A 25093-nucleotide genomic window follows, 5' to 3' on the forward strand; every position below is an offset into this window, starting at 1 on the left:
GGCGCCAAGTCGGCGAGCCGCTGAAAACGCCGCGAGGCCGCCCCCTCGGAAGGGGACGGCCTCGCGAACGAGCCTGTTTAGCGCGTCTCGCGATGCGCAGTGTGCGCGTTGCAGCGCGGGCAGTGCTTCTTCATCTCAAGACGATCCGGGTTGTTACGCCGGTTCTTCTTGGTGATGTAGTTCCGCTCCTTGCACTCCACGCAGGCCAGCGTGATCTTCGGGCGGACGTCGGTGGCAGCCACGTGAGTGCTCCTAAGACGAACGGATGGACTAGTTCAACGCAAGAAAGAGTAGCCGATCGAAGGACCGACCCCGCAATCGGCTACTGTGAGTAGCGGTGACCGGACTTGAACCGGTGACACAGCGATTATGAGCCGCTTGCTCTACCGACTGAGCTACACCGCTGTGATGCGATCGGACCCGCCTTTCGACGGGAACCTCTCACACCAGAGCCCCAAAACGGAATCGAACCGTTGACCTTCTCCTTACCATGGAGACGCTCTGCCGACTGAGCTATTGGGGCGAGCGATGAAGACATTACACGGTCCGCCGCCGTTCACCCAAATCCGTATCCAGCGGCCCACCACGACCTCCGCCCCCGCCCCCGCAGCGGCCTCTTCAGCCGCAGGGGTGGGCGGCCGAGGGCCAGTTGGTGGGTGCCGGGCCGGCAGGTCCGCTCACGTGCGCCGGGCGGTGCCGAGAGCTGGGCGCGAGGGGCGAGGCACGCGCGCGTGGGTGCCGCCCCCCGGGGGGCGAGGGACGTACGCGGGACCGTCGCCGCGAGGGAGGGACGGGGCACGCGCGCGTGGGCGTCGTCGGAGAAGGCGGCCGTCGGCACGGGGCGTCGTCACGGGCCGTCGCCACGGGGGGTGCCTCTATGTCTTTCGTCAAGCGAGGCGTGGGGTTCTGGGTTCGTAGAAGGTGCCGTCGCGGAGCATGGCGAACAGCACGTTGATCCGCTGGCGGGCCAGACGGAGGAGGGCCTGGGTGTGGGTCTTCCCGCGGGCCCGGCATCGGTCGTAGTAGGTGCGGGAGGCGGGATCGTGCAGGGCGGCGAACGCGGACAGGAACATCGCCCGCTTGAGTTGCCGGTTGCCGCCTCTGGGCGCGTGTTCGCCGTGGATCGAGGTTCCCGATGACTTGGTGGTCGGGGCGAGGCCGGCGTAGGAGGCCAGGTGGGCGGCGGTGGGGAAGCTGGTGCCGTCGCCGACGGTGACCAGCAAGGTGGCGGCGGTCCTGACCGCGACCCCCGGAATCGAGGTCAGGACCGCGGAAAGAGGGTGAGCCTCCAGCAGCTGTCCGATCTGTGCTTCCAGGGCTCGTCGCTGTTCGTGGACGGCCGCGAGCGAGCGGGCCAGGGAGGGGATCACGAGGTCGAGGGTGCCGGTGCCCGGGACCACGACGGTCTGCTCGTCGAGCGCGTCGAAGACCTCGTCGATCAGCCGGGCGGCCATGCGCGGGGCCTTGGGCCGGATCACCTCAACGAGCTTGCGGCGACCGGCCTTTCGCAGGCTGGCTGGGGATCCGTAGCGTTCCAGCAGCCAGGTCACGGCGGGGTGGTCCAGGCGCGGGCCGAGGACGCGTTCCAGGCTGGGGTGGAACTGGGTGAGCAGGCCGCGTATCCGGTTGGAGGTGCGGGTCGCCTCGGCCGCCAGGTCCTGGTCGAAGCCCACCAGCACGGTCAGCTCGGCGGTGATCTCGTCGGTCAGCTGGAGCGAGCGCAGGGTGTGCGGCATGGTCCGGGCCGCGTCCGCGATTACCGCGGCGTCCTTCGCGTCGGTTTTTGCCTCGCCCGGGTAGAGATCGGCGATCCGCCGCATGGACAGGCCGGGCAGGTAGGCGACCTTGCAGCCGGCGTCCCGGGCGACCGTGAGCGGGAGTGCTCCGATGGAGGCGGGCTGGTCCACGATCACCAGCACGGTGCCGAACTTCGCGGCCAGCTTGTCGAAGACGGCCCGCAGCTTCGGCTCGCTGTTGGGCAGCTGCTTGTCGAAGACCTTCTTGCCGGCCGGGGTCAGCCCGTGCCCGTGATGGGCGCTCTTGCCGACGTCCAGGCCGAGGAAGACGCCCACGTCGTCGATGTCGTCCAACCCATCCTCCAGAGGGGGGTTCGTGCGGTGCTGGCCAGGGCGTTGGCGTCGTATGCGCGCATCCACGTTATGCAGACCTGCCGCCCGCAAGCGGCCGGGCGTTGCGCCGGGCCAGGCGGTAGTCGGACCTCTCATCAGCGTCTCCAACGGCGCCTCTCGGGCCCGGTGGCACCACCCCCCAGGTCATGCTTTCGACAGGGGGGACCAGCCATGCCGGGCCCGGAGGCCAGCGGTCCTCTTGCAGGACCGCGAAGAAGATAACGGGGGAGGGGGTTGGGCACGCGCGCGTGGGCGTCGTCGGGGCGGGCATGCGGCCAGGCAGGTGGGCGACACATGTACCGCCAAGGGCGGACGACACCGGTACGACTATTGCGCTCCTGCGCACCCCGCACGGCTCGCCACCCTAGGCTCGACTCGCTCTGTGTGATCTTGGGGTGCGCGGGCCCGATCCCTCATGCGGGGCCCTGAGCCCACGAGCCGCCGACCCTGGAGTGCGATGCCAGACAGCCAGCCGCAGCCCCACCAGCCGTCGAACTCCTCGGGATCCTCGGGACAGTCCGACCCGGCCGCCCTGCTGCTGTGCGGGGCGCGGCTCACCGACGGCCGGACCGTGGACGTGCGGCTGGGCAGCGGACGCATCGAGGCGGTGGGCACGGCCGGCAGTCTGGCTCCGGGCCCGGCCCGGACGAGCGCCACGCGCGTGAACCTGAGCGGCTATCTGCTGCTCCCGGCCCCGGCCGAACCGCACGCCCACGGTGACACCGCGCTGTCCGCCGAGCGCCCGGGCCCGGTGTCGTACGCCGCCGAGGACGTCCAGCGCAGGGCGACGGAGGCGGCTCTGCTGCAGCTCGGGCACGGGGCGACGGCGGTACGCGCGCACGTGCGCGTGGGCGACGTCCAAGGGCTCGGCGCGCTGGGCGCCGTCCTCCAGGCGCGGCGCTCGCTGCGGGGGCTCGCGGAACTGACGACGGTGGCGATGCCACGGCTGCTGACCGGCGCGGCGGGGGCCGACGGGCTGGCCATGCTGCGTGACGCGGTCAAGATGGGCGCCTCCGTGGTGGGCGGCTGCCCGGACCTGGACCCCGATCCCACCGGCTACGTAGAAGCCGTCCTGGATGTCGCCTCCGAGCACGGCTGCCCGGTGGACCTGCACACCGACGCCTCCGATCCCACCCGGTTGTCCCGGCTCGCGGCCATGGCAGGTGGCTTGCGCCCCGGCGTGACCATCGGGCCGTGCGCTGGTCTCGCGCGCCTGCCCGCCGAGGCCGCCTCGCGCGCCGCCGACCAGCTCGCGGCGGCCGGGGTGACGGTCGTGTGCCTGCCCCAGGGCGGCTGCTGCGGCGCCGACCGCCGGGGCACCGCCCCGGTACGGCTGCTGCGCGCGGCCGGGGTACGCGTATCGGTCGGCAGCGGCGCCCTGCGCGACGTCTCCAACCCCGTCGGCCGCGGCGACCCCCTGGAAGCGGCCTACCTCCTCGCCTCAGCCCACGGCCTGCGCCCCGAGGACGCCTACGACGCCGTGAGCACCGCGGCCCGCGCGACGCTGGGCCTGCCGGAGATCCGCGTGGAGGCCGGCTTCCCCGCCGACCTCCTGGCCGTACGCGGAGACCGGCTGGCCGGTGTCCTGTCCCTCGCCTACAGCCGCATCGTGGTGCACCGCGGCCGGGTGGTGGCGCGCACGAGCGCGGTGCGCGAGTACTGCAACTCGGCGGCCGTGGCGGAACTCGGGTTGCCGCGGCAGGGGCGGGGCGAATTGTCGTGAGGGGTGGGTTGTCGTGAGGGGCGGGTTGTCGTGAGGGGCGGGGACTCTGCACGCCGAGCGCGTGACAGGGGGCACCCGCTCGGCGCAGGCCGTGGGCGCACGCCGGGCGCGTAGCCGCCTTCGTGCGCCTAGCGCGTGACCATGAACGCGCGCTCGGCGTGGACCCGCGCGCACCAGGCGCGTGCTGGTTCGCGCGAGCCCGGCGCACTACGGCCATGCCGGTTAACTCGTGCGGCGGGTGCGCCCCTTCCGGCGTACGGTCGGAATCATGCGCATTGTCATCGCTGGTGGTCATGGTCAGATCGCGCTGCGGCTGGAGCGCCTGCTCTCCGCGCGCGGGGACGAGGTCGCGGGGATCATCCGCAAGCCCGAGCAGGGCGACGATCTACGGGCGGCCGGTGCCGAACCCGTGCTGCTCGACCTGGAATCCGCCTCGGTGGAGGAGGTCGCGGCGCACCTGCAGGGCGCCGATGCGGCGGTGTTCGCGGCCGGCGCGGGCCCGGGCAGCGGCGCCACCCGCAAGGAGACGGTGGACCGCGGCGCGGCGGTGCTCTTCGCGGACGCGGCCGTCCGTGCGCGCGTACGCCGTTTCGTGGTCGTGTCCTCGATGGGCGCGGATCCGGCGCACCAGGGCGATGCCGTCTTCGACGCGTACCTGCGCGCCAAGGGTGAGGCGGACGCGTACGTGACCCGTCAGGAGGCGCTGGACTGGACGATCCTGCGCCCCGGCTCGCTGACGGACGAGGCGGGTACGGGTCTGGTCCGGCTGGAGGCGCACACCGGGCGCGGCGCGATCCCGCGGGACGATGTGGCCGGGGTCCTCGCGGAGTTGGTGGACACCCCGGCGACGACCGGCCTGACGCTGGAGCTGATCAGCGGCTCGACGCCGGTGTCGGTCGCGGTGAAGTCGGTGGCCGGGAACTGAGGCCGGCCACCGGCCGTTGAACGGTCAGAGCCGCCACCGACTCCTCCGCCACCGCCCGCTGTCACCTCGTCAGATTCCACCGACCGTCTCACCGCACCTGCCCAGACCTCAGAACAGAGGCAGCTGCCCGGGAAACTCCGGTACGGCGTATCCGTCCAACGCCTGCTGGACCGCCCCGAGTTGCGCCTGCTGCCGCGACCCGGCGCAGGAGACGAGTTCGCCGTTCTCCCGCGCCCCGGGCGGGTCGTGCCGCGCGAAGCGGCCCGCGACGACGGCGATGTCGCGGCGGCACACGGGGCAGGTTCTGCGTCGGGAGGGCATGCCGCCAGTGTGCCCGCATCGACCCGGCGACGACACCGCCGTCAGATACGGGTCTCGGCTGCCCGGCGGCCAGGCCCACACCGTCAGGTACGGGTCTCGGCCTCCCAGCGGTCGGGGCCCACCCCGCGCCAGTCGATCAGCGGCGAGTCGACCACCTGCTCCGGCTCGATCTCCAGCCCCGCGCGGCGCAGGAACTCCACCAGATCCCGCACGTTGTGCGCCAGGCCGAGGATCTCGCCGTTCACCCGGACCCGGCGACCGCCGGTGGGGGACGGCAGGTGCACGACGATGGGGCGCTTCCCAGCCATGGCTCCAGCATCGTCCGGACCATCCGAGCCCGCACCCTGACCGGTCATTCCAGCACCCCCAGCGCAGTGTCGGGGCGGCACAGCGGGCACGCGGCGACGCCTCCTTCGGTGAGCGCGCGGACCGCCTGGTCCCGGCCGACCGCCTTGGCGCGGCCGCCGGTGCCGGCACAGCCGCCGACGTGCACGTACACCGCGCTGCGGCCGTTCAGACCGCGCTCGATCAGCCACTCCGGCGCGGCCCGCCGAGTCGCGAGGCGGCGCTGCCGTTCGGCCTCCCTGCGCTCCTCGTCCGCGATCCACCGGTCCATCAGGGCAAGCTGCCGCGCGGCCTGATGTTCGACGACGCGGCGGGCGAAACGCAGCATGTCGACACGCGTCAGCGGACGGTCATCGTTCACACGTTCGATTCTAGTGGTGAGACCGGAAAGTGCGTAGGCACTACCGCAGCTGATCTGTCTCAGCGAAGGTTGAGTGGCCGGACCGCCACCTACCGCAGTTGGCGTTGTTCGGTAGGGGCGGCCGCTCCGTCGGCGTCGTCAGCCCGCCTGGGGTTCGCCCAGGGTCAGTCCGGAGTCGCGCAGCCATGCCTGGCCGGCCGGGCTCCAGTCGGCGTGGGTGCCGAGGGCGACCCAGACCCCGAACTCACCGGGGGCCGGCTCGGGGTGTTGCTCGGTCCAAACGCTGTTCAGACAGAGTCGGACGCCGCAGTTCTTGAAGTCGGGCACGCCCCGCCAGCTGCAACCCCAGCTCACGTTCATGGTCAGTGGCCCGAGTACGGAGACCATCCGGTCCAGTTCCTCCTCGGTGCAGTCATCCTCAGGCTCGCTGTCCGGGCCACCGAAGGGCGGAGTCTTGGCCAGGGAAAGGGACAGGCCTTCGGGCAGCGGCCACAGGTCTGCCAAGTCCGGGCGGAGCTGCATGTCCGCAATGGACACGTAGCTCAACTCCTTCCAGTCGAACGCGACACCGCGGCGGCGCAGTCCATCCCGGACCGGTCCGAAGCCAGGCAGGTCCCGGTCCCAGGCGACCAGCGCGGAGCCGAACGTGCGAACCGCGTGCGCGTACTGCTCGGCTGTGGTGACCATCTCCAGCTGGGGCCAAGGCACACCGACCGAGTCGGCCAGGTCGCGCATGATCGCGCGTGCCCGTGACAGCGCGCTCGGCGCGTCGGAAAAGGACTCGCACACACGATAGAGAGAAGACGACAAAGAAGGAGCCTCTCCGGCAGGGACAAGTACGGGCGGTATCGCTGCACCGCGCATCCGGTGCAGTTCCGGGTCAGGTCCACTCGGGCCGGAATCTCGCGCTCCAGGCCCGTCAGCCGAGCCGACATCGCGATCCGGAAGGCCAGGACGCGCCTGGCCCACCACGCTAGGGTCGCTCAACCTTCGGCGAGAAACACCCAACCTTGGCTGCGACAGCTCGGCCGCAGTTTCGGCTCAGCCGCTGGCCGACGGGTCAGCCGCTGGTCGACGGCGCCGGTTCCCGGCGATGCTCCAGCCACGTACGACTCAGATCATCCCAAATAGTTTGGTAGCTATCGAAAATCTCAGCAAGGTGGTCATATGTGAGATCGTCGGCGGCCGTGGACGCCGCGAGGTATTCGAGGTCGTCGGCAAGGCGCTGGAACCGGTGCTGAGCCTCCTCCATCAGCACCCAGCGGGAGCGCCAGTTGAAGAACGGTTCGACGGCCCCCAGCAACGTCACCAGGGCTACCAGCGCAAACGCCAGACCAGCCCATGTGTTGAGGCTTTGCAGGCCCAGAATGATGGTGGAGGCGGCGGACAGTGTCAGCGTCAGCATTTTGATCACCGAAGCACTTCGGCGGAATCGCTGCTTCTTGCTGCGGGCGTAGTCGTTGCCTGCGCGAATCTTGTCCAGCAGGAGGGCAGCTGTCTCCCTCGGGCTGAGACCCACGCCTAGTCCGCCGTTCGACTGCACTCCGCCCCCAAAGATCCGTCACTGTTTTGCGGCTTTCCCCGGCTGGCGCCGCCCCGCAACTGAGCAGTTTCCCGAGTACCGCCGTTCCATGGTCACCCTGAGTACGGGTAGCCCGGCGACACGGTCAAGCTTCGCCGGCACACACCCAAGGTTCGATGGCACAGGACAACGACCGAGCGGGGCCGGGCGAACCGCCGGCCCCCACCTGAGACGCACGCCACATTCTCGCCTGTCACAGCGCGCGGGGCTGCCCTGTCCAAGAGGGCGTAGCCACCATCGACGACGCAGGAGTACACCATGGAAGCTCGTCTGAACGTCATGGCCAGCCCGGTCGCGGCCAAGGCCCTGAAGCACATCATCGCCGCGGGCATGGCACTCTCGGAATCGACCGTGCCGGCCTCGACGCGCGAACTGATGATGCTCCGCGCCAGCCAGATCAACGGCTGCGCCGGATGCATCGACATGCACACCAAGGAAGCCACCGCGGCCGGGGAGAGCGCGGTGCGCCTCCACCTGGTCGCCGCCTGGAGGGAGGCCAAGGTCTTCACCGACGCCGAGCGCGCCGCGCTGGAGCTGACGGAGCAGGGCACCCGCATCGCCGACGCCGCCGGCGGCGTCCCCGACGAGGTCTGGGCGAACGCCGCCAAGTACTACGACGAGGACCAGCTCGCCGACCTGGTGATCCAGATCGCCGTCATCAACGCCTTCAACCGCGGAAACGTCATCGTCCAACAGCCCGCGGGCGACTACGAAGCCGGCATGCTCGCCAAGCTCCACTGACCGCCCGCCGCCCGGCCCGAACGCATCAACCAGGCCGGGCGGCCACACAACGACGGGAGCCCCGTGATCTGCTCTCGCAGATCACGGGGCTCCCGTTCCCGTGTGGCGGCGCCAGGATTCGAACCTGGGAAGGCTGAGCCGGCAGATTTACAGTCCCCTCAAGATCGCACCTCGAAAGCTGCTCTGACCTGCCGGTTTAGCCGGAGTCACCCCCGGATAGCGGTGTGTCGTCCACGTCTCGTCCTGATCATGAAAAATCCGTCCACGAATCGACCGGAGGAAGCGTGACCCATGGCCGCTACGCTGGTACGCACCACGGCAGAACGGAGAGTGCTCCGGGGATGGGACCGAAGACGACCAAGGTCTACGAGACGCTTCGCAAACGACTCGCCGACGGCGCGTATACCCCAGGCGAGAAGTTCCCCTCTGAACGCACACTGACTGAGGAACTGGACATCGGGCGGACCGCGCTCCGGCAGGTGCTTGCCCGCCTTGTGACGGAGGGCGCGCTAGAAGTCCGGGGTCGGAGTTCGTACCGGGTACCGGGTGCGGTCAGCGTGAAGGCTCCGGACAGCTTGGAGCCGTGGCGCATCCACGGTGAGCGCGATCTTTACGACAACCAGTGGGTGAAGCTTCAACTCTGGGACGTGGAGCCGCCCGGTGTAGAGCGGTTTGAGCATCACGTCGTGAAGCTTCAGCATGTGGCCGTCACAGCCGTGGTTGATGCCCGGGACCGGGTGCTCATGATGTGGCGGTACCGATTCGTGCCGAAGCGTTTCGGATGGGAGCTCCCGGGCGGCATCGTGGACGAGGGCGAGGCACCGGAGGAAACGGCGCTGCGGGAAGTCGTCGAAGAGACAGGTTGGCGCCCGAAGAACATCGAGCACGTTGTCACCTATCAGCCCATGGTCGGCATGGTCGACTCGCCGCACGAGATCTTCGTAGCCCATGGAGCTGACAAGGTCGGAGAGCCGACCGACCTGGAAGAGGCCGGGCATATCGAGTGGGTTCCGCTCGCCGACATCCCAGGACTCATGGCCCGGGGGGAGCTACTGGGGTCCGGCACGCTGGTCGCGCTGCTTCACATCCTGGCGACCAGGGGCAAGCAGACGGTTACAGCCGCTCACTGAGCAGGTCGACGCGCCGGCGCTGCCGCACTGAACCGGTGCGGCTCGCCAGCAACCTGGCCTGTCGCAGATGGGTGTTCGCATCGTCGTATTCGGTCCTGGCAAGGTGCGCTTGTGCTAGGTCCGCGTGGAGTCCCGCGCGGGCACGCACAAAGGTCGGGTCCATCACCTCAAGGGCGTCATAGAGGCTGGTCACCGCTTCACCATCACCGAGCAGGGCGAGCACGTTGCCGCGCCATCGAGCAAGATGCCCGCCGTTCAGGAAGATGCTGAGCATGTCAGGGTCCCGATCCTCGGGGCCCGGTGGGATCACGCCCACGGCCGCGTCCAGCGCACGCTGGGAGTCGTCCGCCATTCCGGCGTGCGCGCACAGTTCAGCTTCGGCCGCATGCAACCATGCCCGCAGTCGGGGCGACCCCGACTGGCCAAGGGTGCGCTGAGCGTCACGTACGAGATCGACCCCTAGCGTCGGCCGTCCGGCATCGCAGAGTACGTATGCCTGCTCCCCCATGGCGTGGGCCAGGTACATCGGGGCTTCCGCATCTCGTGCCGCGCTCTTCGCCAACTCGTAATGCCGCCAAGCTCGTTCGACTGCGCCGGAGTCAATCGCCTGCCACGCAGCGAGCGTGGACGCTCCAGCGAGCGCTAGCGCCACGGGCCGCCGCGCAGCAGGCAACACGGCAAAGTTCAGCGCGTCTTCGAGAGCGGCGAGATGCCCTGTCATCTGGTCGATGAGGCCTGCGGCACCCCTCTCCCGATCCATGGTCCGGAGTAGTTCGGTCTGGGCGTTGAACGCCTCCACCATGGACGTGCTGACGCTGCTGGCGGAATCGATCCGGCTCAGCAAGTCGTCGTAACCGTCGGCCATTGGAAGCGTCGACTTCTCTGAAATCCCCCTCAGTTCGGCGTCCGTGACACCCAGGAGGTTGCGGAGGATTGCCGCGTAGCGGTCCGAGATCGAGCGCCGCCCGTTCTCCCACTCCGACACGTACACCCGCAGGCTCGCCGTTGAGGCTACGTCGGTGAGGTTCTGTCGGGCGTACTTCTCGATCTCACGGATGAGTCGTTCCTGAGACCAGCCGCGTGCAGTCCGCGCGTCTCGCAGTCCCGATCCTGCGCCCACAAGGCACCCCATTCGGCGTCGGCCCGATTGCTGCTAACCCATGGTGCCTCACATTGCCGCAGGTCAAAAGGGGTTAACACCAACCCTAACTAGCCGTTCATGAACGTCAGTTGACTGCCGCAAGCACCCCTCCGGGCGGTCTCCTTGAGGTGCACCGCGAGGGGTCAACGCCACTCAATCCGGCGAACCACCTTGACTCTGGTGCGCACCAGATGCAATCTACTGGTGCGCACCAGTTCACGGAGCTGGCTCCGGTTCGCGGTGCGTGTACTACCCGGCACCACCCTGCGGCCATCAGGCCGAAGGGGCGCGGCAGACACAGCCCGTCGGCTGTCAGACCCGGTGCGAACAACCTGGACAGCGGTCCACCAGCGCAGGGAGAACGAACTCCGCAGGCTGGTGAGTGCATTGGCACTGAGAGGGCGTACCGGAGGGGCAAGACGGCCCCGTTGAACGGCGTACCGATAGGACCGGGCGGCATGGATTCCCAGTGCCGTCACGAACGGACTAGGCACTTCCTCACGTTGGGCGTGAGAGCCGAAACGGGCGATGTCCAGGGAAAACCACGGCCGCTGCGCTTCGAGCGCTCACGCGGCCGTCTTGCACTGCTTCACCCCTGTTGACCTCAACTGATGGGAAGTCCAGTGCACCGACGAAGACTGTGGGCGCCGCCGCGACGGATCGGCCGGCGGACGCCAGTACGTCATCCCGGTCCGTGAGCGGAACACGCGCTCGAGGCCAACCCGATCCCCTCTCTCTACCTGCCATCGCAGCGGTTAGCGCTGCGGCCGGTTGCCTCCCTCGCCCGTCCGGTCCCGCACTCGGTGCGGCGGTCGTACGGGCGGGGCGTGGGGAGCCGGATCGACCGACTTCAACGGCGCGCGGCTCCCGGGGTGCCTCCCGGGAGCCGCTGTTCGGGCCGTTCCACCATCCGAGGAGCAAACGACCCATGAAGATTCTCTCCCTTCCCATGCCGTCCGCGATCGACTCGACCGAGCAGGACCAGGAACCGACGGCCGCGGAGCTGAACGCGATCGCTGCCGAGACGCCGCTGATCGAAGCGGAGGTGGAGCTGCTGGACGTGCGGATCGCACTGATGGACCGCACGCCGAGCGAGCTGGACAAGCGACGGCTGCGCAAGGCGCTGCACCGCGTACTGACCGCGCGGGCGGCGCTGGCCAACCGTGCCGTTTCTGGGGAGGCGGCATGAGCGAGGGTCTGACCCTGGACGACCTGTCCGTGCCGCTGCGGGCAGTGCGCCTGCTCGCTGCGGACTTCGGGCACTTGCCGGCACCCGTGCTGGAGGTGACCGACATCTTCCCGAACCGGCTCAAGCTGCGCTTCCACGACGGCTTGGACACGTTCGAGTCGTGGCGTGCGGCGCTGGGCATCGCTCCCGACGCCGTGACCCACGGCACGCAGAACGGCGGCGGCACGCGCGTCCTCCAGGCGTCCGTCGAGTACGCGGGCGCCACGCTGGAGCTGGTGGCCTTCGGCCAGATTCCCGCCTCGGGGTCGGACGGGGGTGCCGCGTGATCCGCATCGTCACCGCAGCGCGACTGCTGCGCATGAGCGCGGAAACCGAGCAGGCCCGCACTCGTGCCCGTGAGGTACAGGGACAGGCGGCTGCCGCCTGGTCCCGGCACGTGAGGGAGCTGTACGCCGTCACCGACCGCGCGGAGCGGGCCGAGACGGTCACGTCCGAGCTGGACGAGATCGTCGCTCGCGCGATGGAGGAGCTGTCCGCCGCACAGCAGGAACTGCTGCTGAAGGACATCGAGATTCGCCGACTGCGCGAGGAGTTGCAGGCTGGGCCGGTGGAGGGGCAGACGCTGACGGTGCTGCTGCACTACGGCGAGCCGCACACCATCTACGCCTCCCGCGAGGACGCTTTCGCCGACACCGCCGCCCACGGCATGCCGGCGGACCACGTGTGGCAGCGCTGCGATGAACGCCCGGCCGCCGCGTTCACGTGGCGGTGTGAGGCGTTCATCTACAACGCCCCATCCAACGGTTTCCGCCGCGCTCACACGCCCGAGCCGAGGCCGGTGGAGGGGGCGGCATGAACAGCGTTCAGACCCGTTCAGCAGAACGCGCCCTCTCAGGCGGCACCTGGCTGATCGTGTGCGGGGCGATGCTCTACTCCATCCTCACCGTCACGCCCCTGATGGCCAAGCACACGGCCGATCAGTGGGCCTGGACGGCGCCGATCCTGCCGCTCGTGGTGGACGCCGCGGTCGTCATCGTGGTCAAGCTCGATGACGTGCTGGCCCGCCTGGGCGGGCACGGCGGCCGATGGCCCATCACGCTGCGGTGGATGACCGGCCTGATGACGCTCGCGCTGAACACAGCCGACTCCGCGTTGAAAAAAGACCTGGTCGGCGTGGCTGTCCACGCGGTGGCACCGCTGCTGCTGATCGTCACCGCAGAGACTTCGCTGGCCTACCGGCGGGCGATCGCCGCGGCGGTGGCGCGGCTGGAGGAGCAGCGGCGTGCCGAGCGTGAGGCAGCCGAGCAGGTGGCACGCGAGCGTGAGGAGGACGCCCGCCGGCAGGCCCGCGAGGAACGCGAGCACGCCGCGATGTTGGCGCGTGAACAGCGTGAGCACGAGACGGCTTTGGCCCGTGAACAGGCCGAGCGGGAAGAGCGGCGCTGGCGCGAGGAACAGGAGCGTAAGGCCGCTGTGGGGATGGCTGAGCGGGCCGAGCGTGAACGCCGTGAACGCGAGCGTGAACAGCGCGAGCGGGACCGTGAACACGCCGAGCGGGAAGCCAACGCCCGCCGTGCGCGTGAGCGCGCGGAGCGCGAGGCGCGTGAACGCCGTGAACAGGTCGAGCGTGAGGAGCGGGCCGAGCGTGAACGCGCCGCGCTGCTGGCGCGCGGCCCGGCCGCGGGCAAGCTGCCCGAGGGCGAGGCGCGCGCGATTGTGGCCGCCGCGTTCGGTGCGGAGCTCTCGGTGCGGTCCGCGGCGGAGCTGTGCGGCTGGTCGGTGGGCTGGGTCTCCGCCCGCTACGCCGAACACCGCGACCCGGACGCGGGCGGGGCTGAGTTGGCTATCGCGAGCCGCTGATGGCCGCCATCCCCGTCTATCCCTGGCGGCTCGCCCCTGAGGGGCTGGCCACCCGCCGCCAGTTGCGCGAGAAGGGGCTTCGGCCGGGTGGTCAGGATGTGGCCGCCCAGTTGGAGCGTCCGCGGCGCCGGCGCGGGCCGCTGGTCGCCTACCTGTACTCGATCGAGCTGGCCAAGCCGGTCCGGCCGATGACGCCCGCCAAGTGGGCGTCCCTGGCCAAGGCGAACGCCGCCCGTCGCAGGTGCCCCGAGTGCGGCCGGGATGCCGGCTACGTCATCCCGCCCTCGCTCGGCACGTGCGTGACCTGCGCCTACCCCGAGGAACAGCGCGCCGCATAAGCCCTGTTGGCAGGCCCGGCCGGCAACTTTCCACGGCCCCGGCCGGGCCCTACTCCCCAAGAGGAGTGCACTCAGCATGACGGAACTCAGCACCGAGCCGGTAGCCGTCGAGGCTGCCGCAACCGAGACTTCCCCACCCGCCCCCGCACCCACCGAGCAGACGCCGGCGGCGGCCGAGGTGGAGCACACGCCCGGCGGCTGGCCGGTCGTCCCCCTCGCCCTGTCCGGGGCGAACACCACCGTCGGCACGGTCGCCGCTGCCTCCCTGGCCGGCGGCCCCGTCGCCGCCCTCGTCGCCGCGACCGGCTTCGTGGTCCTGGGCACGTTCGCGGCGGCCCGTTCCCGCAACCCCGGCCCCCGGCGTGAGGCGCGGCGGGCCGCAGCGCGCGCCGCCGGCCGGGCCGCTGCCTCCCGCACCACGCCCCGCAGGCCAGGCGCCGGAGCAGGCAGCGCCGGGAGCCGTTCGGCTGCCTCCCGCATGGGCGGCATGGGTAATCGCTCTGGGCGAGTGCCTTCCCAACACCGACGCGGCTCCGGATCCCCCTTGCGGCACAGCACCACTGGCGCGGGCGGGAAGACGCGCACCGGCGCCGGTCACGGCTTGTCCGGCCGCGCAACTGGCGCTGTAGGCCGGGGCCTGGGCCGAGTGGGACAGGTCCGGAACCTGCGGACGCAGCAGGCTGCGGGCGGTTCGCGTGCGGACAAGCGGGCCGGTACTACCGCGGCGCGCCGTGCGGTCGCCGATGCCCGCCGCAACGCCCGCGCCAACACCACCACACGCCGTCCGGGCGACCGGGGTGGTGTGGGTCGCCGCATGCTCGCGGCTGCTGCCGGCCGGGTCCGCGCCGGGCGAGACAGGGCGGTCGCCCGTACCCGAGCCCGGCGGGATGCTCGCACCGGTGCCGCCGTCAACGCGCAGCGCGCCGCGGTACGCCGGGCACCGGCCCGCAGGGCGGCCCGGCAGGCGCTGAGGCGTTCCGCGGCCCGGTTCCACGGCCGCCGCCTGCTCGCCGCCCTGCTCGCCCTGCCCATCGGCCTGTTGGGCTGCCTGACCACCTGGATCGGACGCAAACTCAACATCCCCTGGCTGATGCACCCCGGCCGCCGCCTCTACCGGCGCCTGGCCCGCACGGCTGCCGAGCAGCGCGCGGAGCGCGACGAGGCAACCCGCCAGCAACTGCGGGAGCAGGAAGCTGCGGCCGATGCGGAGGCCGCCGAGGACGGCGCCGCCGGTATCGCCGATCGCGTCGAGCGGCCAGCCGCCGAAATCCCCGCCCATGCCACACCCGAGGTGAGTGAAGGAGAGCACGTGTCCGGTTTCCGGTTCGAAGAGCACGCGGCCGAGATGGAGCAGGCCGCCAACTCCTACGACCCCGACGACTGCATGGAGATCCTGGCCATGGTCGAGGGACTGCCGGCCGCGCTGACCAGCGTGGCGAGCGTGATGCGGATCCTCGCGGAGCGCTCCGACAGTGAGTTCCCGCTGGAAAAGGAGATCGCCGACGGCTTCAACGACATCTTCGGCGCCCTGATGAGCGCGGTCGCGGTCGCCGAGGACATGGGCCCGCTGTTCCGGCAGGTCCACGCCCAGGACATCGCCCGGCACGAGGACCCGCGCAACGGCCACGAGGCTGAGAAGGGCTGGAACGTCTGACCATGGCCACCACCGCCACGAAGCAGCAGCCCAGTGGCCCGGTGCTGGACTGGGCGGCCGGTCACGGACCCGTGACCGGCGCCCTGTCCGCCACCACCGGAGCCTTCGCCGTCGCCACCACCGGCGCCGCAACCTCCATGCCGCCCAGCTGGGCCTTCACCGTCGGCGCCGCCGGCGCCCTCGGCCACACCGTCGCCGGTATCCGGGTGCGCTACGCCGGCCGCACCCTGGCCACCCGCGCCGCCTCCTGGCTCGTCGGCGCAGGCTGGACCACCTGGGCCATGACCCACGGCCCGCTCACCTGGGCCGCCCTGGGATCCCTGGCCACCATCGGCGTCGGGATCGGCGCCGCCGCCCGCTCCGTCGCCCTCTTCGAGGAGGCCCGTGAGGAAGAGGCGATCGCCGCCGAGCAGCGAGCCATCGCGCGGGAGTTGTCCGCGGAGCGGCGGGCGATTGCTGAGGAGTGGGTGGAGCGCATTCGGCGGATCTGCTCCATCAGCGTGCGTGTCCTCGCGGTGGAGATGTGGCCCACCGGTACCGGCTACTCCCTGGACCTGGAGCCGCAGGGCGGCATCACCTATGACCGCATCGCCCAGTACTCGGTGCAGCTGTCCGCGGATGCCCGGCTGCCGCACGGCTGCACCGCCACCGCCTCCCAGGGCGTCCATCAGGGCCGGGTCATCCTGGACGTGACCACGGTCAACGTCCTGCAGACGGAGTGCGCCTATCCCGACGACTACGGGCCCCTGTCGCTGCTGACCGGGATCCCGTGGGGGGTGCGCCCCAACGGCGAGATCGTCTGCGCCTACCTGCGCGAGCAGTGCGCCCTCGTCGTCGGCCCGACCGGTTCGGGCAAGACGAACATGGTGCACACGATCCTGGGCGGGTTCGCCCGCGCCGAGGACATGCTCACCTGGGTCATCGACCTCAACGCCGGATCCGCCGGCCTGCCCTGGGTCCTGCCCGCGCTCAACGGGGAGATCGAGCGGGCCGACGGCCTGCCCGTCCGGCCCGGCATCGACTGGCTGGCCGGCTCGTATGAGGAAGCCATGCTGATGCTCGATGCCGCACTCGCCATCGGCTTGCACCGCAAGCGGGCCTACCAGGACCTGCTGGCCAAGGCGAACACGGACCTGCTCCCGGTCAGCGCCCAGATTCCTCAGATCATGCTCGTGATCGATGAGGGCGCGGAGATCCTGACCAGCACCGACCGGGAGATGAAGCAGCTCGCGAAGAAGATCCTGGAAGTCATCCGCATGCTGCGCGCCATGGGCATCCGCACCGTGCTCACCGCCCTCGGCGCGACCGGCAGCGTGCTGGGCAACCTCATGATCCGCCGGGAAGCCAAGGTCCGCGTCGCGCTAACCGGCGGCGAGACCGAGGGCATGGACCTGGGCAAGATGTTCCCCGGCCGCCGCGGCCTGCGCGTCGAGCAAGCCCCGTACAAGGGTGCGGGGTTCATGGGCACGCCGGAGTCCCCGGCCGCGCTGTTCAAGGCCTGGCGGATCCTGCCCAACCAGATCCGCCAGATCACCGCCGCCACCTCCGACCGGCACCCGTGCCTGGACGGCATCTCCGCCAAGGCCGCAGGGCCCGCCTACGCCCGCCGCTGGGACGCCGACCGCACCGCGTGGATGCGCGACCTCACCCCCGACGACCCCGCAGGCACCGACACCGAGCCGTCGGTATCCGTTGGGGGCGGGCTGAACCTGGCGGCGCTGCGCGGCCGGGAGGCGGAGCAGACCTCGCCGGAGGATGAGATGCTGCGCCGGTTCCGGGAGCAGATCGACGCCCAGTTCGCCACCGCCCCGGACCCGCACACGCCCGTGGAGCAGGCTCCGCCGGCCGCAGGGCAGGGGCTGAACCTGTCCGCGCTGCGCGGCGAGCAGGACAGCCCCGCCCAACAGGCGGCGCTCGCCGTGCTGCTCGCCGCCGGCACGGAGGGCACGGGCGCCTCCGCGATCGCCCGCGCGCTCGCCGACGAGTACGGCACCAACCGTCAGACGGTCGTCGGCTGGCTCAAGGCCTGGGTGCACGACGGCACCGCCGTCCGCGTCGGAGAGGGCACCAAGGCCCGCTACGTCCACCACCGGCACGCCCCCGAAAGCTGATCGCTTGTCGCCTGTCGTCCCGCGGAGACAGAAGCCGTCCAGGGTGGGTCTGGAGACCCGGAAACGTCTTGTGACCTGGGACGCGACAAGCGACAAGACAAGACAAGCGACAAGCCGCACGACAAGCCAGACGACAAGCAACGCGACAAGCCACATCACGGGCCGCACCCCAACCCCGGGGCGTGGCCCGCCGCGTTGAAACGACCACCGGGAGGCCGCTCGTGATCGTGACCCTGTCCGCCGTCGCACTCCTCGGGGTGCTGGCCTTCGTCCTGCTGCGCGGCCGTTACGTCGGCCCGTTCAGCGCCCTCGTGCTGTTCCTGTTCGGCTTCTTCACCGCCGGCACCGGCGCCGCCACAACCATCCGCGCCGTATGCCGCGCACTCGCCGAAGCCGCCCACCAGCTCACCTGACCCACGGCAGGAGCCCGCCATGCCCGACCACGACCCCGCGGCCTGGCAGCCGCGCATGACCGACGCCGACGCCGCCGCCGAGGCGCGCCGGATCATCGCCGACGCCTACCGGCCCCTGCCACAGATACCGACCGCCTACCGCGACACCACTCCGCTGCCCGCCTACGGCCCCACGCCGCCGGTCCCACAGCCGGACCATCGGATCGTCCCCGCCTGGGCCGCCGGAACCGCGGTCGCCGGAATCGGCGTCGGCGCCACCTGCGTCGGACTCGGCTGCGGAATCTGGCTCGCCTGCAAGGGATTCGCCGCCGTGACCCTGACCAGCGTCCTATTCGTCACCCTCCCGATCGCCGCCGTGGCCGCTGTCGCCACGGCCATCGGTGCCGCCCTGCGGTCGCTGAAGGCCACGCACACCGTCACCCACCACCACTACGCCGGACCCGTCCGTCTGGAGAACAACACGATCACCGCGCCCGCGTACGGGCTTATTGCCCGCAACCGCCACGAACTCAACCGCTGAAGGGAACTCCTGTGGACATCGACACGATGCGCGATCTGACCCGTGAGGCTCTGGAAGCCCGCTCCGACATCGACTCCGTCTCGGAGATCGAGGAGGGCGCCTCCGATCAGCGCGTCCTCGGCGCCGAGACCGCCGACGGCACCCTCTTCTTCGTCGTCATCCGGGACGTCTGAGAGGAGGTTCCCGATGTTCGAGATCCGCGTCATCTGCGACCCGGACGACGCCGACCGCATCAGCCGGGTCCTGGCCGGCGCGTTCAACACCAGCCCGGCACGCCAGTACCCCACCCGCGATGGCAAGCGCACCCGCCTCTACATCACCGCCGACCACCGGCCCGACAACCCCGAAAGCGAGTGATCCCATGTCGTTCGGAGAGACCCCGATCACCCTCGTCGGCAACCTGACCGACGACCCCGAGCTGAAGTTCACCGAGGGCGGCGCCGCGCTCGCGAAGTTCACCATCGCCGTCACCCCGCGCAGCTTCGACCGCAACAGCAACCAGTGGAAGGACGGAACCACCGCGTTCTACCGCTGCGCCGCCTGGCGCACCCTCGCCGAACACGTCGCCGACAGCCTCAGCAAGGGCTCGCGCGTCGTCGCCATGGGCCGGATGCGGCAGCACGACTGGACCACCGACACCGGCGAGAAGCGCTCCATGCTCGCCGTGGAGGTCGACGACATCGGCGCGTCCGTCCGCTTCACCACCGTGACCATCAACGGAAAGCACCCCGCCCAGAAGAGCCAGGCCGGCGACGACCCGTGGGCCGCGACCAGCGCCCCCGCCAGCGGCGGGGGCAGCGCGGCGGAGGGAGCCGAGCCGCCGTTCTAGAGACGCCCGGGGCGACCGCCCGATCTCGCCAAAGACACGCGGTCGCCCCGGCCCAACCAGTCCACAACAGACCTGTTGGAGGCATCCAGCATGACTCATCGCACCGACGCGCGGCGAGCAGACCTACTCGCCGCCGCTCTGGCCGCCGCCGGGCGCGGCTGGCACGTCCACCCGCTCCGCCCCGGCGGCAAGGCCCCCGCGCTGCACGGCGAGCACGCGTGCCCGCGTAGCGGCCCGTGCGCCGGCGGCCATGTGAAGTGGGAGCAGCGCGCCACCACCGACCCCGACCGCATCCGCGCCGCCTGGACGACGGGCCCCTACAACGTCGGTATCGCCACCGGGCCGTCCGGCCTGATCGTCATCGACCTGGACGTGCACAAGGACGAGAAGGACAAGGGCAGTTCGGACGCGCCTTGCGGCGCGACATCCTTTTCGGCGCTCTGCGAGCGCGCCGGACAGCCATGGCCGACGACCTACACGGTGCGGACGCCCAGCGGCGGCATGCACCTGTACTTCTCGGTGCGGCCCGGCATCGAGCTGCACAACAGCGCCCGCACCCTCGCCCCGTACGTCGACACCCGCGCATGGGGCGGCAACGTCGTAGCGGCGGGCAGCATCACCCCCCAGGGCGTCTATGAGGCCGTCAACCGGTACCCGGTGGCGGAACTGCCCGCGTGGCTGATGCGAGAGCTTCAGCGGCCCGCGCCCACACCGGTGGCCATGGCACCGCTCGTCGTCCCCGGGGCGGCCACCCGCCGGGCCACGGTCGCCCTGGACCGCGAGACCGCTGCCGTCCGGGGCACCGGGGAGGGCGGCCGGAACAACCGGCTGCTGGAGGGCGCCCGCGCCCTGGGGCGGTTCGTCGCATGGGGCGAGATCGCCCGGGACGTGGTGGAGGAGGCTTTTCAGGCGGCCGGTGAGGCGGCCGGACTGGCCCCGGGCGAGTGCCGGGCCACCATCCGCAGCGCCCTGGACTGGTCGATTCGCACCTGCCGGCCCCGGGACGCCGCATGACCCCCCGCCCTGAAAAGCCCACCCCACCCACGTCCGAGCGCTCGCGCCCGGCTGGTCGTGGCGCCGACGGAGGCCGTGGCACGAAGAGCGACGGCCGACAGGCCGTCCTTTCAGCTCTTCGTTCTGACCCGCACCCGACCGGTCACGCCCGCCACGACGCCGACGACCTGACGTCGGAGAAGCCGGGGATCCGCATCTACGCCCCGCCCGTCTACCGCCACCACTACGACGGCGCCCGCTGGTCTAAGCGCTACGGCGCCACCCCCACCGCCGCCTACGCCTGCCCCTGCGGCCAGACCAATACCGCCCGCGGACAGCACGCCGTGGCCGCCTTGGTCGCCGAGTACGAGGACCACAAGGCCGCCTGCACCGGTACGCCCGCCCCGCACGCCGAAAGGAGGAACGCCGCATGACCAGCACCAACCCGCCCGCCCCGTCCATCGACGGCGCCGCCCTGCTCGATGAGGTCGAAGCGTTCCACCGTCGCTTCAACATCTTCCCCACCGAGTCCGCGTACGTGGCCGTAACGCTGTGGGACGCGCACGCGCACCTGATCGACGCGTTCGACGGCACCGCCCGGCTCGCGTTTCTGAGCCCGGAGCCGGGGTCAGGCAAGTCCCGCGCACTGGAGATCGTGGAGACGCTCACCCCGCGTGCAGTCACCACGGTCAACGCGTCCGCCAACGCCCTGTTCCGGCTGGTGGAGGCCGACGGGGGAACCCCGACACTGCTTTTCGACGAGATCGACACCGTGTTCGGGCCCAAAGCCGGGGGCAACGAAGAGGTCCGCGGCTTCCTGAACTCCGGCTACCGGCGCGGCGCCAAGTCCCTGCGCTGCGTCGGGGACGGCTCGAACCAGTCCACCGAGTGGTTCTCCTCGTTCTGCGCCGTCGCCATGGCCGGACTCGGCTCCCTGCCGGACACGATCCTGACCCGCTCGGTCATCATCCGGATGCGCAAGAAGGCCCCCAACGAGAAGGCCGAACCGTACCGCCGACGCGTCCACGAAAAGCAGGGTCACGCCCTGCGTGACCGGCTCGCCGAGTGGGCCACCACCGTGCACGACCAGGTAGCCGAAGCCTGGCCCGAGATGCCCGATGGCGTCTCCGACCGGCCCGCCGACGTGTGGGAACCCCTGCTCGCCGTCGCCGACGCGGCCGGCGGCCACTGGCGCGATCGAGCCCGCGCCGCCTGCGTCGAACTCATCAAGGCAGCGGGCGAGGGCAACGAAGCCTCACTCGGGGTCCGCCTGTTGACCGACCTGCGCGACAAGGTGTTCTGCGGCGCCGACCGCATGCCCACCGCAGCCATCCTCGAAGTCCTCCTCGGACTCGATGACGCCCCCTGGGCCGACATGAACGACGACGGCAAACCCCTCACGGCCCGCGGCCTGTCCAAGCTGCTGAGCCAGTACGTCCGCCCCGACAACACTCCCATCCGGCCCCGGGGCATCCGTGTCGGCAGCGGCACCCCGAAGGGCTACTACGCCGAGGACCTGACCGACGCTTGGGCCCGCTACTGCCCCCCTCCCCCCGAGAAGTCCGCAACGTCCGCAACAGCCGCAACACCGCAGGTCAACGGGGGTGAATTCGTGGCGGAACACCCCGACGAAAGCCGCCACATGCTCGCGGAAACCGGCACACGCCCGCTGCGCATCGCAGGCTGACCGGCCCAACGTCCCGAGGTGTCGCCGCGTCACCGCGCGGCGGCACCTATCCGCAACACAACCGGCATCCGCAACAGATCCAAGCCGCTGACCTGCAATGTTGCGGCGTGGCGGATGTTGCGGATTTCCGGGAGGGGCTGAGCGACCCCTCCCTTCGTTTGTCCCTCCTGCTGTCCCAAGGAGATCCCTGCATGAGCACCCCGGCCCGTAAGCGCCGCACGCCGAAGGACGAACTGGTGCCCCTGAGTGAGGCACTGGAAGAACTCCGTATCAGCCGCGCCACCTGGTACCGGTGGCGCAACCACGGCTACGCGCCGGAGGCCCGACGCACGCCGTCCGGCCGCATCTGCGTACGCCGAAGTGTCCTGGACGCCTTCAAGGACGAATTGGAAGCCGCGTGACCGAGTGGAGCTACACCGTCAAGATCTGGGCCATCCGCAAGCGCGACTACCGGAAGCCCTATCAACTCCGCTGGAAGGTGGGCATCCGCCCGCATTCGGAGTCGTTCCTCACCCTGGGCCTGGCGGAGAGTCGCCGGGCCCAGCTCATCACCGCAACCCGTGAGGGCGAGCCGTTCGACGTGGACAGCGGGTTGCCGAAGTCCATGGTCGTGAAGGAGCGGGACATCTCGTGGTACGACCACGCCCGCAACTACATCGCCATGAAGTGGGACCACTCCCCCGCCTCCACACGCCGCACGCTCGCCGAAGCAATGGCGACCGTGACGCCCGTCTTCGTGAAGGACACCAAGGGCATGCCCGACGCCAGAGCCGTGCGACGGGCCCTATATAGCTGGGCGTTCAACAAGAACCTCTGGAACGAGGAGACCCCCGCCGATGTCGCCAAGGTGCTGGAGTGGTTCAAGCGCAAGTCGCTGCCCACGTCGGCCCTGTCGGATCTCCTGCTGGCGCGGGCCGCTCTCAACGCCGTGTCCCTGAAGCTGGACGGGACAACCGCAGCGGCAGGAACCATCAGCCGAAAGCGCGCGATCTTCTACAACTCGCTGGAGTACGCCGTAGAGGCCGAACTCCTCGCCGACAACCCGCTCATCCGCATCAAGTGGAAGGCGCCGGAGCAGGTCGTAGAGGAAGTCGACCCCGAGTGCCTGCCGAACCCCGAACAGGCGGCCAAGCTGCTGGCCGCCGTGCGGGACCAGAGCCCGCGGGGCCGTCGGCTGGTGGCGTTCTTCGGCTGCATCTACTACGCGGCTGCGCGGCCGGCAGAAGTCATCGGTCTGCGGCGCCGTGATTGCGAGCTGCCCCGGCGCGGGTGGGGGCTGCTCCGACTGAGGGAAACTCGCCCACGCTCCGGCGCCGCCTGGACGGACAGCGGTGAGGCGCACGACAAGCGTGGGCTGAAGCACCGGCCCCGGCGAGCCGTCCGTCACGTACCGATCCCGCCCGAACTGGTCGCCCTGCTGCGGTGGCACCTCACCGCGTACGGCACCGCCCCGGACGGCCGCGTGTTCCAGACCATGCGAGGCGGGTTGGTCCAGGACACGGGCTACGGGGAGGTCTGGGCCGAAGCCCGCTCGCGGGCTCTGACTCCTGGCGAGTTCGAATCGATCTTGGCCAAGCGCCCGTATGACCTTCGCCACGCTGCGGTGTCCACCTGGCTCAGCTCCGGCGTGGAGCCTCAGCTCGTGGCGGAGCGCGCCGGCCACAGCGTGGCGGTGCTCTTCCGGGTGTACGCCAAGTTCCTCAAGGACGGAGACGAGGCGGCCAACGCCAAGATCTCCGCCCGCTTGAGGCAGGCCGGGTGACGGGCCAGGAATCCCGTCCACACTCCGTCCACGCACATCGAGATCGGGCGTTCGAACGCGAGACAGCGTGAGACAGTCCGCTGATCATCCCGAGATACGACAAGGGCCCCGTGACCTGCTGTTCTCGCAGGTCACGGGGCCTCTGTTCCCGTGTGGCGGCGCCAGGATTCGAACCTGGGAAGGCTGAGCCGGCAGATTTACAGTCTGCTCCCTTTGGCCGCTCGGGCACACCGCCGGGTTGTGCTGCCTCGAACCCGCTTTCGGCGGTGCTCCCCGGCAACGACGTAAACAATACCCGATGCACAGGGGTGCTTCGCCACCCGGTTCATCGCCACTCCTCGGCTCGTGGGGTGGCTAGGCTGGTGCGGATGCGGCCCGGCACGACGCCGGGTCCGGCGGCCGCCGCCGCGCACGCCGGCACGCACCCGATCCGCACCCGATACAAGGAGCCACAGGACATGGCCGACTCCAGTTTCGACATCGTCTCGAAGGTCGAGCGGCAGGAGGTCGACAACGCCCTCAACCAGGCCGCCAAGGAGATCTCACAGCGCTACGACTTCAAGGGCGTGGGTGCCTCGATCTCGTGGTCCGGTGACAAGATCCTCATGGAGGCGAACTCCGAGGACCGGGTGAAAGCTGTCCTCGACGTCTTCCAGTCCAAGCTGATCAAGCGCGGGATCTCGCTGAAGGCGCTGGACGCGGGCGAGCCCCAGCTGTCCGGCAAGGAGTACAAGATCTTCGCGTCGATCGAGGAGGGCATCTCCCAGGAGAACGCGAAGAAGGTGGCGAAGATCATCCGGGACGAGGGCCCGAAGGGCGTGAAGGCCCAGGTCCAGGGTGACGAGCTGCGCGTCTCCTCCAAGAGCCGCGACGACCTGCAGGCCGTGATCGCGCTGCTGAAGGGCAAGGACTTCGACTTCGCGCTGCAGTTCGTGAACTACCGGTAGGCGAACGGCGCAGGACCGCCGCCGGCAGGAGACCGGTGACAACGTGGAGGGGTGGGCGACCCGGCGCCGGGTCGCCCACCCCTCCACGTTGCACCCCGCCTGCGCCGAGCTCAGTTGCGCGAGTTACCGAACAGCAGGCGGTAGACGATCAGCAGCACCAGGGAGCCGCCGATGGCCGCGGCCCAGGTGGCACCGTCGTAGAAGTTCTTGGTGATCGGATGGTGCAGCCAACGCGCCGAGATCCAGCCGCCGATGAACGCACCCGCGACGCCGATGAGGGTCGTACCGATGAACCCGCCGGGGTCGCGGCCCGGCAGGAGGACCTTGGCGATGATTCCGGCCACCAGTCCCAGGATGATCCAACCGATGATGCTCATGCGGTGAACCTGCCC

The 25093-nt window shown here is 70.3% G+C and carries 31 protein-coding genes and 4 tRNA genes; 22 read left to right on the top strand and 13 right to left on the bottom strand.

Annotated features, from left to right (window positions below; all coding sequences use genetic code 11):
* Window positions 1–77: 77 nt before the first annotated feature.
* From rpmG to BFF78_RS17665, 4 genes are all read right to left on the bottom strand, one after another.
* Complete coding sequence (rpmG, locus tag BFF78_RS17650; protein ID WP_003948671.1) at window positions 78–242, bottom strand: 50S ribosomal protein L33; 165 nt, start codon at window positions 240–242, stop codon at window positions 78–80.
* Between the two features lie 90 nt (window positions 243–332).
* Window positions 333–405, bottom strand: a tRNA-Met gene (locus BFF78_RS17655).
* 45 nt (window positions 406–450) lie between these two features.
* Window positions 451–523: transfer RNA gene (locus BFF78_RS17660), tRNA-Thr, on the bottom strand.
* A gap of 364 nt (window positions 524–887) precedes the next feature.
* Window positions 888–2090, bottom strand: coding sequence for an IS110 family RNA-guided transposase (locus BFF78_RS17665; protein WP_069776535.1), 1203 nt, complete (start codon window positions 2088–2090; stop codon window positions 888–890).
* A 496-nt stretch (window positions 2091–2586) separates the two neighbouring features.
* Between BFF78_RS17665 and BFF78_RS17670 the strand changes: the two genes are divergently transcribed.
* Window positions 2587–3852: an amidohydrolase family protein gene (locus BFF78_RS17670; RefSeq protein ID WP_069779239.1), complete on the top strand. Its 1266-nt coding sequence runs from the start codon at window positions 2587–2589 to the stop codon at window positions 3850–3852.
* 268 nt (window positions 3853–4120) lie between these two features.
* The gene (locus tag BFF78_RS17675) at window positions 4121–4777 is read left to right on the top strand and encodes an NAD(P)H-binding protein (protein ID WP_069783637.1); all 657 of its coding nucleotides are present in this window, start codon (window positions 4121–4123) and stop codon (window positions 4775–4777) included.
* A gap of 108 nt (window positions 4778–4885) precedes the next feature.
* Here BFF78_RS17675 and BFF78_RS17680 read toward each other — a convergent pair whose 3' ends face one another.
* The 5 genes from BFF78_RS17680 to BFF78_RS17700 all read right to left on the bottom strand — a co-directional run bounded on the left by BFF78_RS17680 (window position 4886) and on the right by BFF78_RS17700 (window position 7323).
* Window positions 4886–5098: a hypothetical protein gene (locus tag BFF78_RS17680; protein WP_069779240.1), complete on the bottom strand. Its 213-nt coding sequence runs from the start codon at window positions 5096–5098 to the stop codon at window positions 4886–4888.
* Between the two features lie 83 nt (window positions 5099–5181).
* Window positions 5182–5406: a hypothetical protein gene (locus BFF78_RS17685; RefSeq protein ID WP_193433482.1), complete on the bottom strand. Its 225-nt coding sequence runs from the start codon at window positions 5404–5406 to the stop codon at window positions 5182–5184.
* Between the two features lie 44 nt (window positions 5407–5450).
* Complete coding sequence (locus tag BFF78_RS17690; protein ID WP_069779241.1) at window positions 5451–5804, bottom strand: DUF6233 domain-containing protein; 354 nt, start codon at window positions 5802–5804, stop codon at window positions 5451–5453.
* Between the two features lie 138 nt (window positions 5805–5942).
* A complete protein-coding gene (locus BFF78_RS17695; protein WP_227025864.1) occupies window positions 5943–6593 on the bottom strand; it encodes a hypothetical protein in 651 nt (216 codons plus the stop codon).
* 271 nt (window positions 6594–6864) lie between these two features.
* Window positions 6865–7323, bottom strand: coding sequence for a DUF4231 domain-containing protein (locus tag BFF78_RS17700; protein WP_227025865.1), 459 nt, complete (start codon window positions 7321–7323; stop codon window positions 6865–6867).
* A 321-nt stretch (window positions 7324–7644) separates the two neighbouring features.
* Here BFF78_RS17700 and BFF78_RS17705 point away from each other — a divergent pair, with 321 nt between their 5' ends.
* A complete protein-coding gene (locus tag BFF78_RS17705; protein WP_069779243.1) occupies window positions 7645–8127 on the top strand; it encodes a carboxymuconolactone decarboxylase family protein in 483 nt (160 codons plus the stop codon).
* Between the two features lie 103 nt (window positions 8128–8230).
* On the opposite strand, the gene BFF78_RS46225 is transcribed toward BFF78_RS17705, so the two are convergent.
* A tRNA-Tyr gene (locus tag BFF78_RS46225) sits at window positions 8231–8341 on the bottom strand.
* Window positions 8342–8468: 127 nt separating this feature from the next.
* Here BFF78_RS46225 and BFF78_RS49555 point away from each other — a divergent pair.
* Window positions 8469–9257, top strand: coding sequence for an NUDIX domain-containing protein (locus tag BFF78_RS49555; protein WP_079161365.1), 789 nt, complete (start codon window positions 8469–8471; stop codon window positions 9255–9257).
* Here BFF78_RS49555 and BFF78_RS17715 read toward each other — a convergent pair.
* Window positions 9241–10248 carry a tetratricopeptide repeat protein gene (locus tag BFF78_RS17715; protein ID WP_069779244.1) on the bottom strand — a complete coding sequence of 336 codons (1008 nt, stop codon included), beginning with the start codon at window positions 10246–10248 and terminating at the stop codon, window positions 9241–9243. The genes BFF78_RS49555 and BFF78_RS17715 overlap by 17 nt on opposite strands.
* Window positions 10249–11326: 1078 nt before the next feature.
* On the opposite strand from BFF78_RS17715, the gene BFF78_RS17720 reads away from it, so the two are divergent.
* From BFF78_RS17720 to BFF78_RS17785, 17 genes are all read left to right on the top strand, one after another.
* Window positions 11327–11587, top strand: a complete 261-nt coding sequence (locus BFF78_RS17720) for a DUF6284 family protein (RefSeq protein ID WP_069779245.1) — start codon at window positions 11327–11329, stop codon at window positions 11585–11587.
* A complete protein-coding gene (locus BFF78_RS17725; protein WP_069779246.1) occupies window positions 11584–11913 on the top strand; it encodes a hypothetical protein in 330 nt (109 codons plus the stop codon). The genes BFF78_RS17720 and BFF78_RS17725 overlap by 4 nt, the downstream gene beginning before the upstream one ends.
* Window positions 11910–12443 carry a hypothetical protein gene (locus BFF78_RS17730; protein ID WP_069779247.1) on the top strand — a complete coding sequence of 178 codons (534 nt, stop codon included), beginning with the start codon at window positions 11910–11912 and terminating at the stop codon, window positions 12441–12443. Before BFF78_RS17725 ends, BFF78_RS17730 begins: the two co-directional genes overlap by 4 nt.
* Window positions 12440–13447: a DUF2637 domain-containing protein gene (locus tag BFF78_RS17735; protein WP_069779248.1), complete on the top strand. Its 1008-nt coding sequence runs from the start codon at window positions 12440–12442 to the stop codon at window positions 13445–13447. Before BFF78_RS17730 ends, BFF78_RS17735 begins: the two co-directional genes overlap by 4 nt.
* Window positions 13447–13785 carry an RRQRL motif-containing zinc-binding protein gene (locus BFF78_RS17740; protein ID WP_069779249.1) on the top strand — a complete coding sequence of 113 codons (339 nt, stop codon included), beginning with the start codon at window positions 13447–13449 and terminating at the stop codon, window positions 13783–13785. The genes BFF78_RS17735 and BFF78_RS17740 overlap by 1 nt, the downstream gene beginning before the upstream one ends.
* Before the next feature lie 76 nt (window positions 13786–13861).
* Window positions 13862–15439 carry a hypothetical protein gene (locus BFF78_RS48255; protein ID WP_069779250.1) on the top strand — a complete coding sequence of 526 codons (1578 nt, stop codon included), beginning with the start codon at window positions 13862–13864 and terminating at the stop codon, window positions 15437–15439.
* A gap of 2 nt (window positions 15440–15441) precedes the next feature.
* Entirely contained in the window at window positions 15442–17550 is a 2109-nt protein-coding gene (locus BFF78_RS17750; protein ID WP_069779251.1) for a hypothetical protein, read from the top strand.
* A gap of 221 nt (window positions 17551–17771) precedes the next feature.
* Complete coding sequence (locus BFF78_RS17755; RefSeq protein ID WP_069779252.1) at window positions 17772–17963, top strand: hypothetical protein; 192 nt, start codon at window positions 17772–17774, stop codon at window positions 17961–17963.
* Window positions 17964–17982: 19 nt separating this feature from the next.
* The gene (locus BFF78_RS17760; RefSeq protein ID WP_099054888.1) at window positions 17983–18483 is read left to right on the top strand and encodes a hypothetical protein; all 501 of its coding nucleotides are present in this window, start codon (window positions 17983–17985) and stop codon (window positions 18481–18483) included.
* A gap of 11 nt (window positions 18484–18494) precedes the next feature.
* Entirely contained in the window at window positions 18495–18656 is a 162-nt protein-coding gene (locus tag BFF78_RS46230; RefSeq protein ID WP_159033019.1) for a hypothetical protein, read from the top strand.
* Between the two features lie 13 nt (window positions 18657–18669).
* Window positions 18670–18840 (top strand): hypothetical protein, encoded by a 171-nt coding sequence (locus BFF78_RS46885; RefSeq protein WP_165289367.1) that lies wholly within the window; start codon window positions 18670–18672, stop codon window positions 18838–18840.
* A 4-nt stretch (window positions 18841–18844) separates the two neighbouring features.
* Window positions 18845–19312, top strand: coding sequence for a single-stranded DNA-binding protein (gene ssb / locus BFF78_RS17765; protein ID WP_069779253.1), 468 nt, complete (start codon window positions 18845–18847; stop codon window positions 19310–19312).
* Window positions 19313–19402: 90 nt separating this feature from the next.
* Window positions 19403–20326: a bifunctional DNA primase/polymerase gene (locus BFF78_RS17770; RefSeq protein WP_069779254.1), complete on the top strand. Its 924-nt coding sequence runs from the start codon at window positions 19403–19405 to the stop codon at window positions 20324–20326.
* On the top strand, window positions 20323–20739 hold the full coding sequence (locus tag BFF78_RS48260) for a hypothetical protein (protein ID WP_079161366.1): 417 nt from the start codon (window positions 20323–20325) through the stop codon (window positions 20737–20739). The genes BFF78_RS17770 and BFF78_RS48260 overlap by 4 nt, the downstream gene beginning before the upstream one ends.
* The gene (locus tag BFF78_RS17775) at window positions 20736–21992 is read left to right on the top strand and encodes a DUF3631 domain-containing protein (RefSeq protein WP_069779255.1); all 1257 of its coding nucleotides are present in this window, start codon (window positions 20736–20738) and stop codon (window positions 21990–21992) included. The genes BFF78_RS48260 and BFF78_RS17775 overlap by 4 nt, the downstream gene beginning before the upstream one ends.
* Before the next feature lie 191 nt (window positions 21993–22183).
* Window positions 22184–22393, top strand: a complete 210-nt coding sequence (locus tag BFF78_RS17780) for a helix-turn-helix transcriptional regulator (RefSeq protein ID WP_069779256.1) — start codon at window positions 22184–22186, stop codon at window positions 22391–22393.
* Entirely contained in the window at window positions 22390–23754 is a 1365-nt protein-coding gene (locus BFF78_RS17785) for a tyrosine-type recombinase/integrase (protein WP_069779257.1), read from the top strand. Before BFF78_RS17780 ends, BFF78_RS17785 begins: the two co-directional genes overlap by 4 nt.
* Window positions 23755–23907: 153 nt before the next feature.
* On the opposite strand, the gene BFF78_RS17790 is transcribed toward BFF78_RS17785, so the two are convergent.
* Window positions 23908–23989 (bottom strand) — tRNA-Tyr (locus BFF78_RS17790).
* A 223-nt stretch (window positions 23990–24212) separates the two neighbouring features.
* Here BFF78_RS17790 and BFF78_RS17795 point away from each other — a divergent pair.
* On the top strand, window positions 24213–24701 hold the full coding sequence (locus BFF78_RS17795) for a YajQ family cyclic di-GMP-binding protein (protein ID WP_019756392.1): 489 nt from the start codon (window positions 24213–24215) through the stop codon (window positions 24699–24701).
* Window positions 24702–24811: 110 nt separating this feature from the next.
* On the opposite strand, the gene BFF78_RS17800 is transcribed toward BFF78_RS17795, so the two are convergent.
* Entirely contained in the window at window positions 24812–25078 is a 267-nt protein-coding gene (locus BFF78_RS17800) for a GlsB/YeaQ/YmgE family stress response membrane protein (protein WP_069779258.1), read from the bottom strand.
* Between the last annotated feature and the right edge of the window lie 15 nt (window positions 25079–25093).

Source organism: Streptomyces fodineus (assembly GCF_001735805.1).
GTDB classification, from domain to species: domain Bacteria; phylum Actinomycetota; class Actinomycetes; order Streptomycetales; family Streptomycetaceae; genus Streptomyces; species Streptomyces fodineus.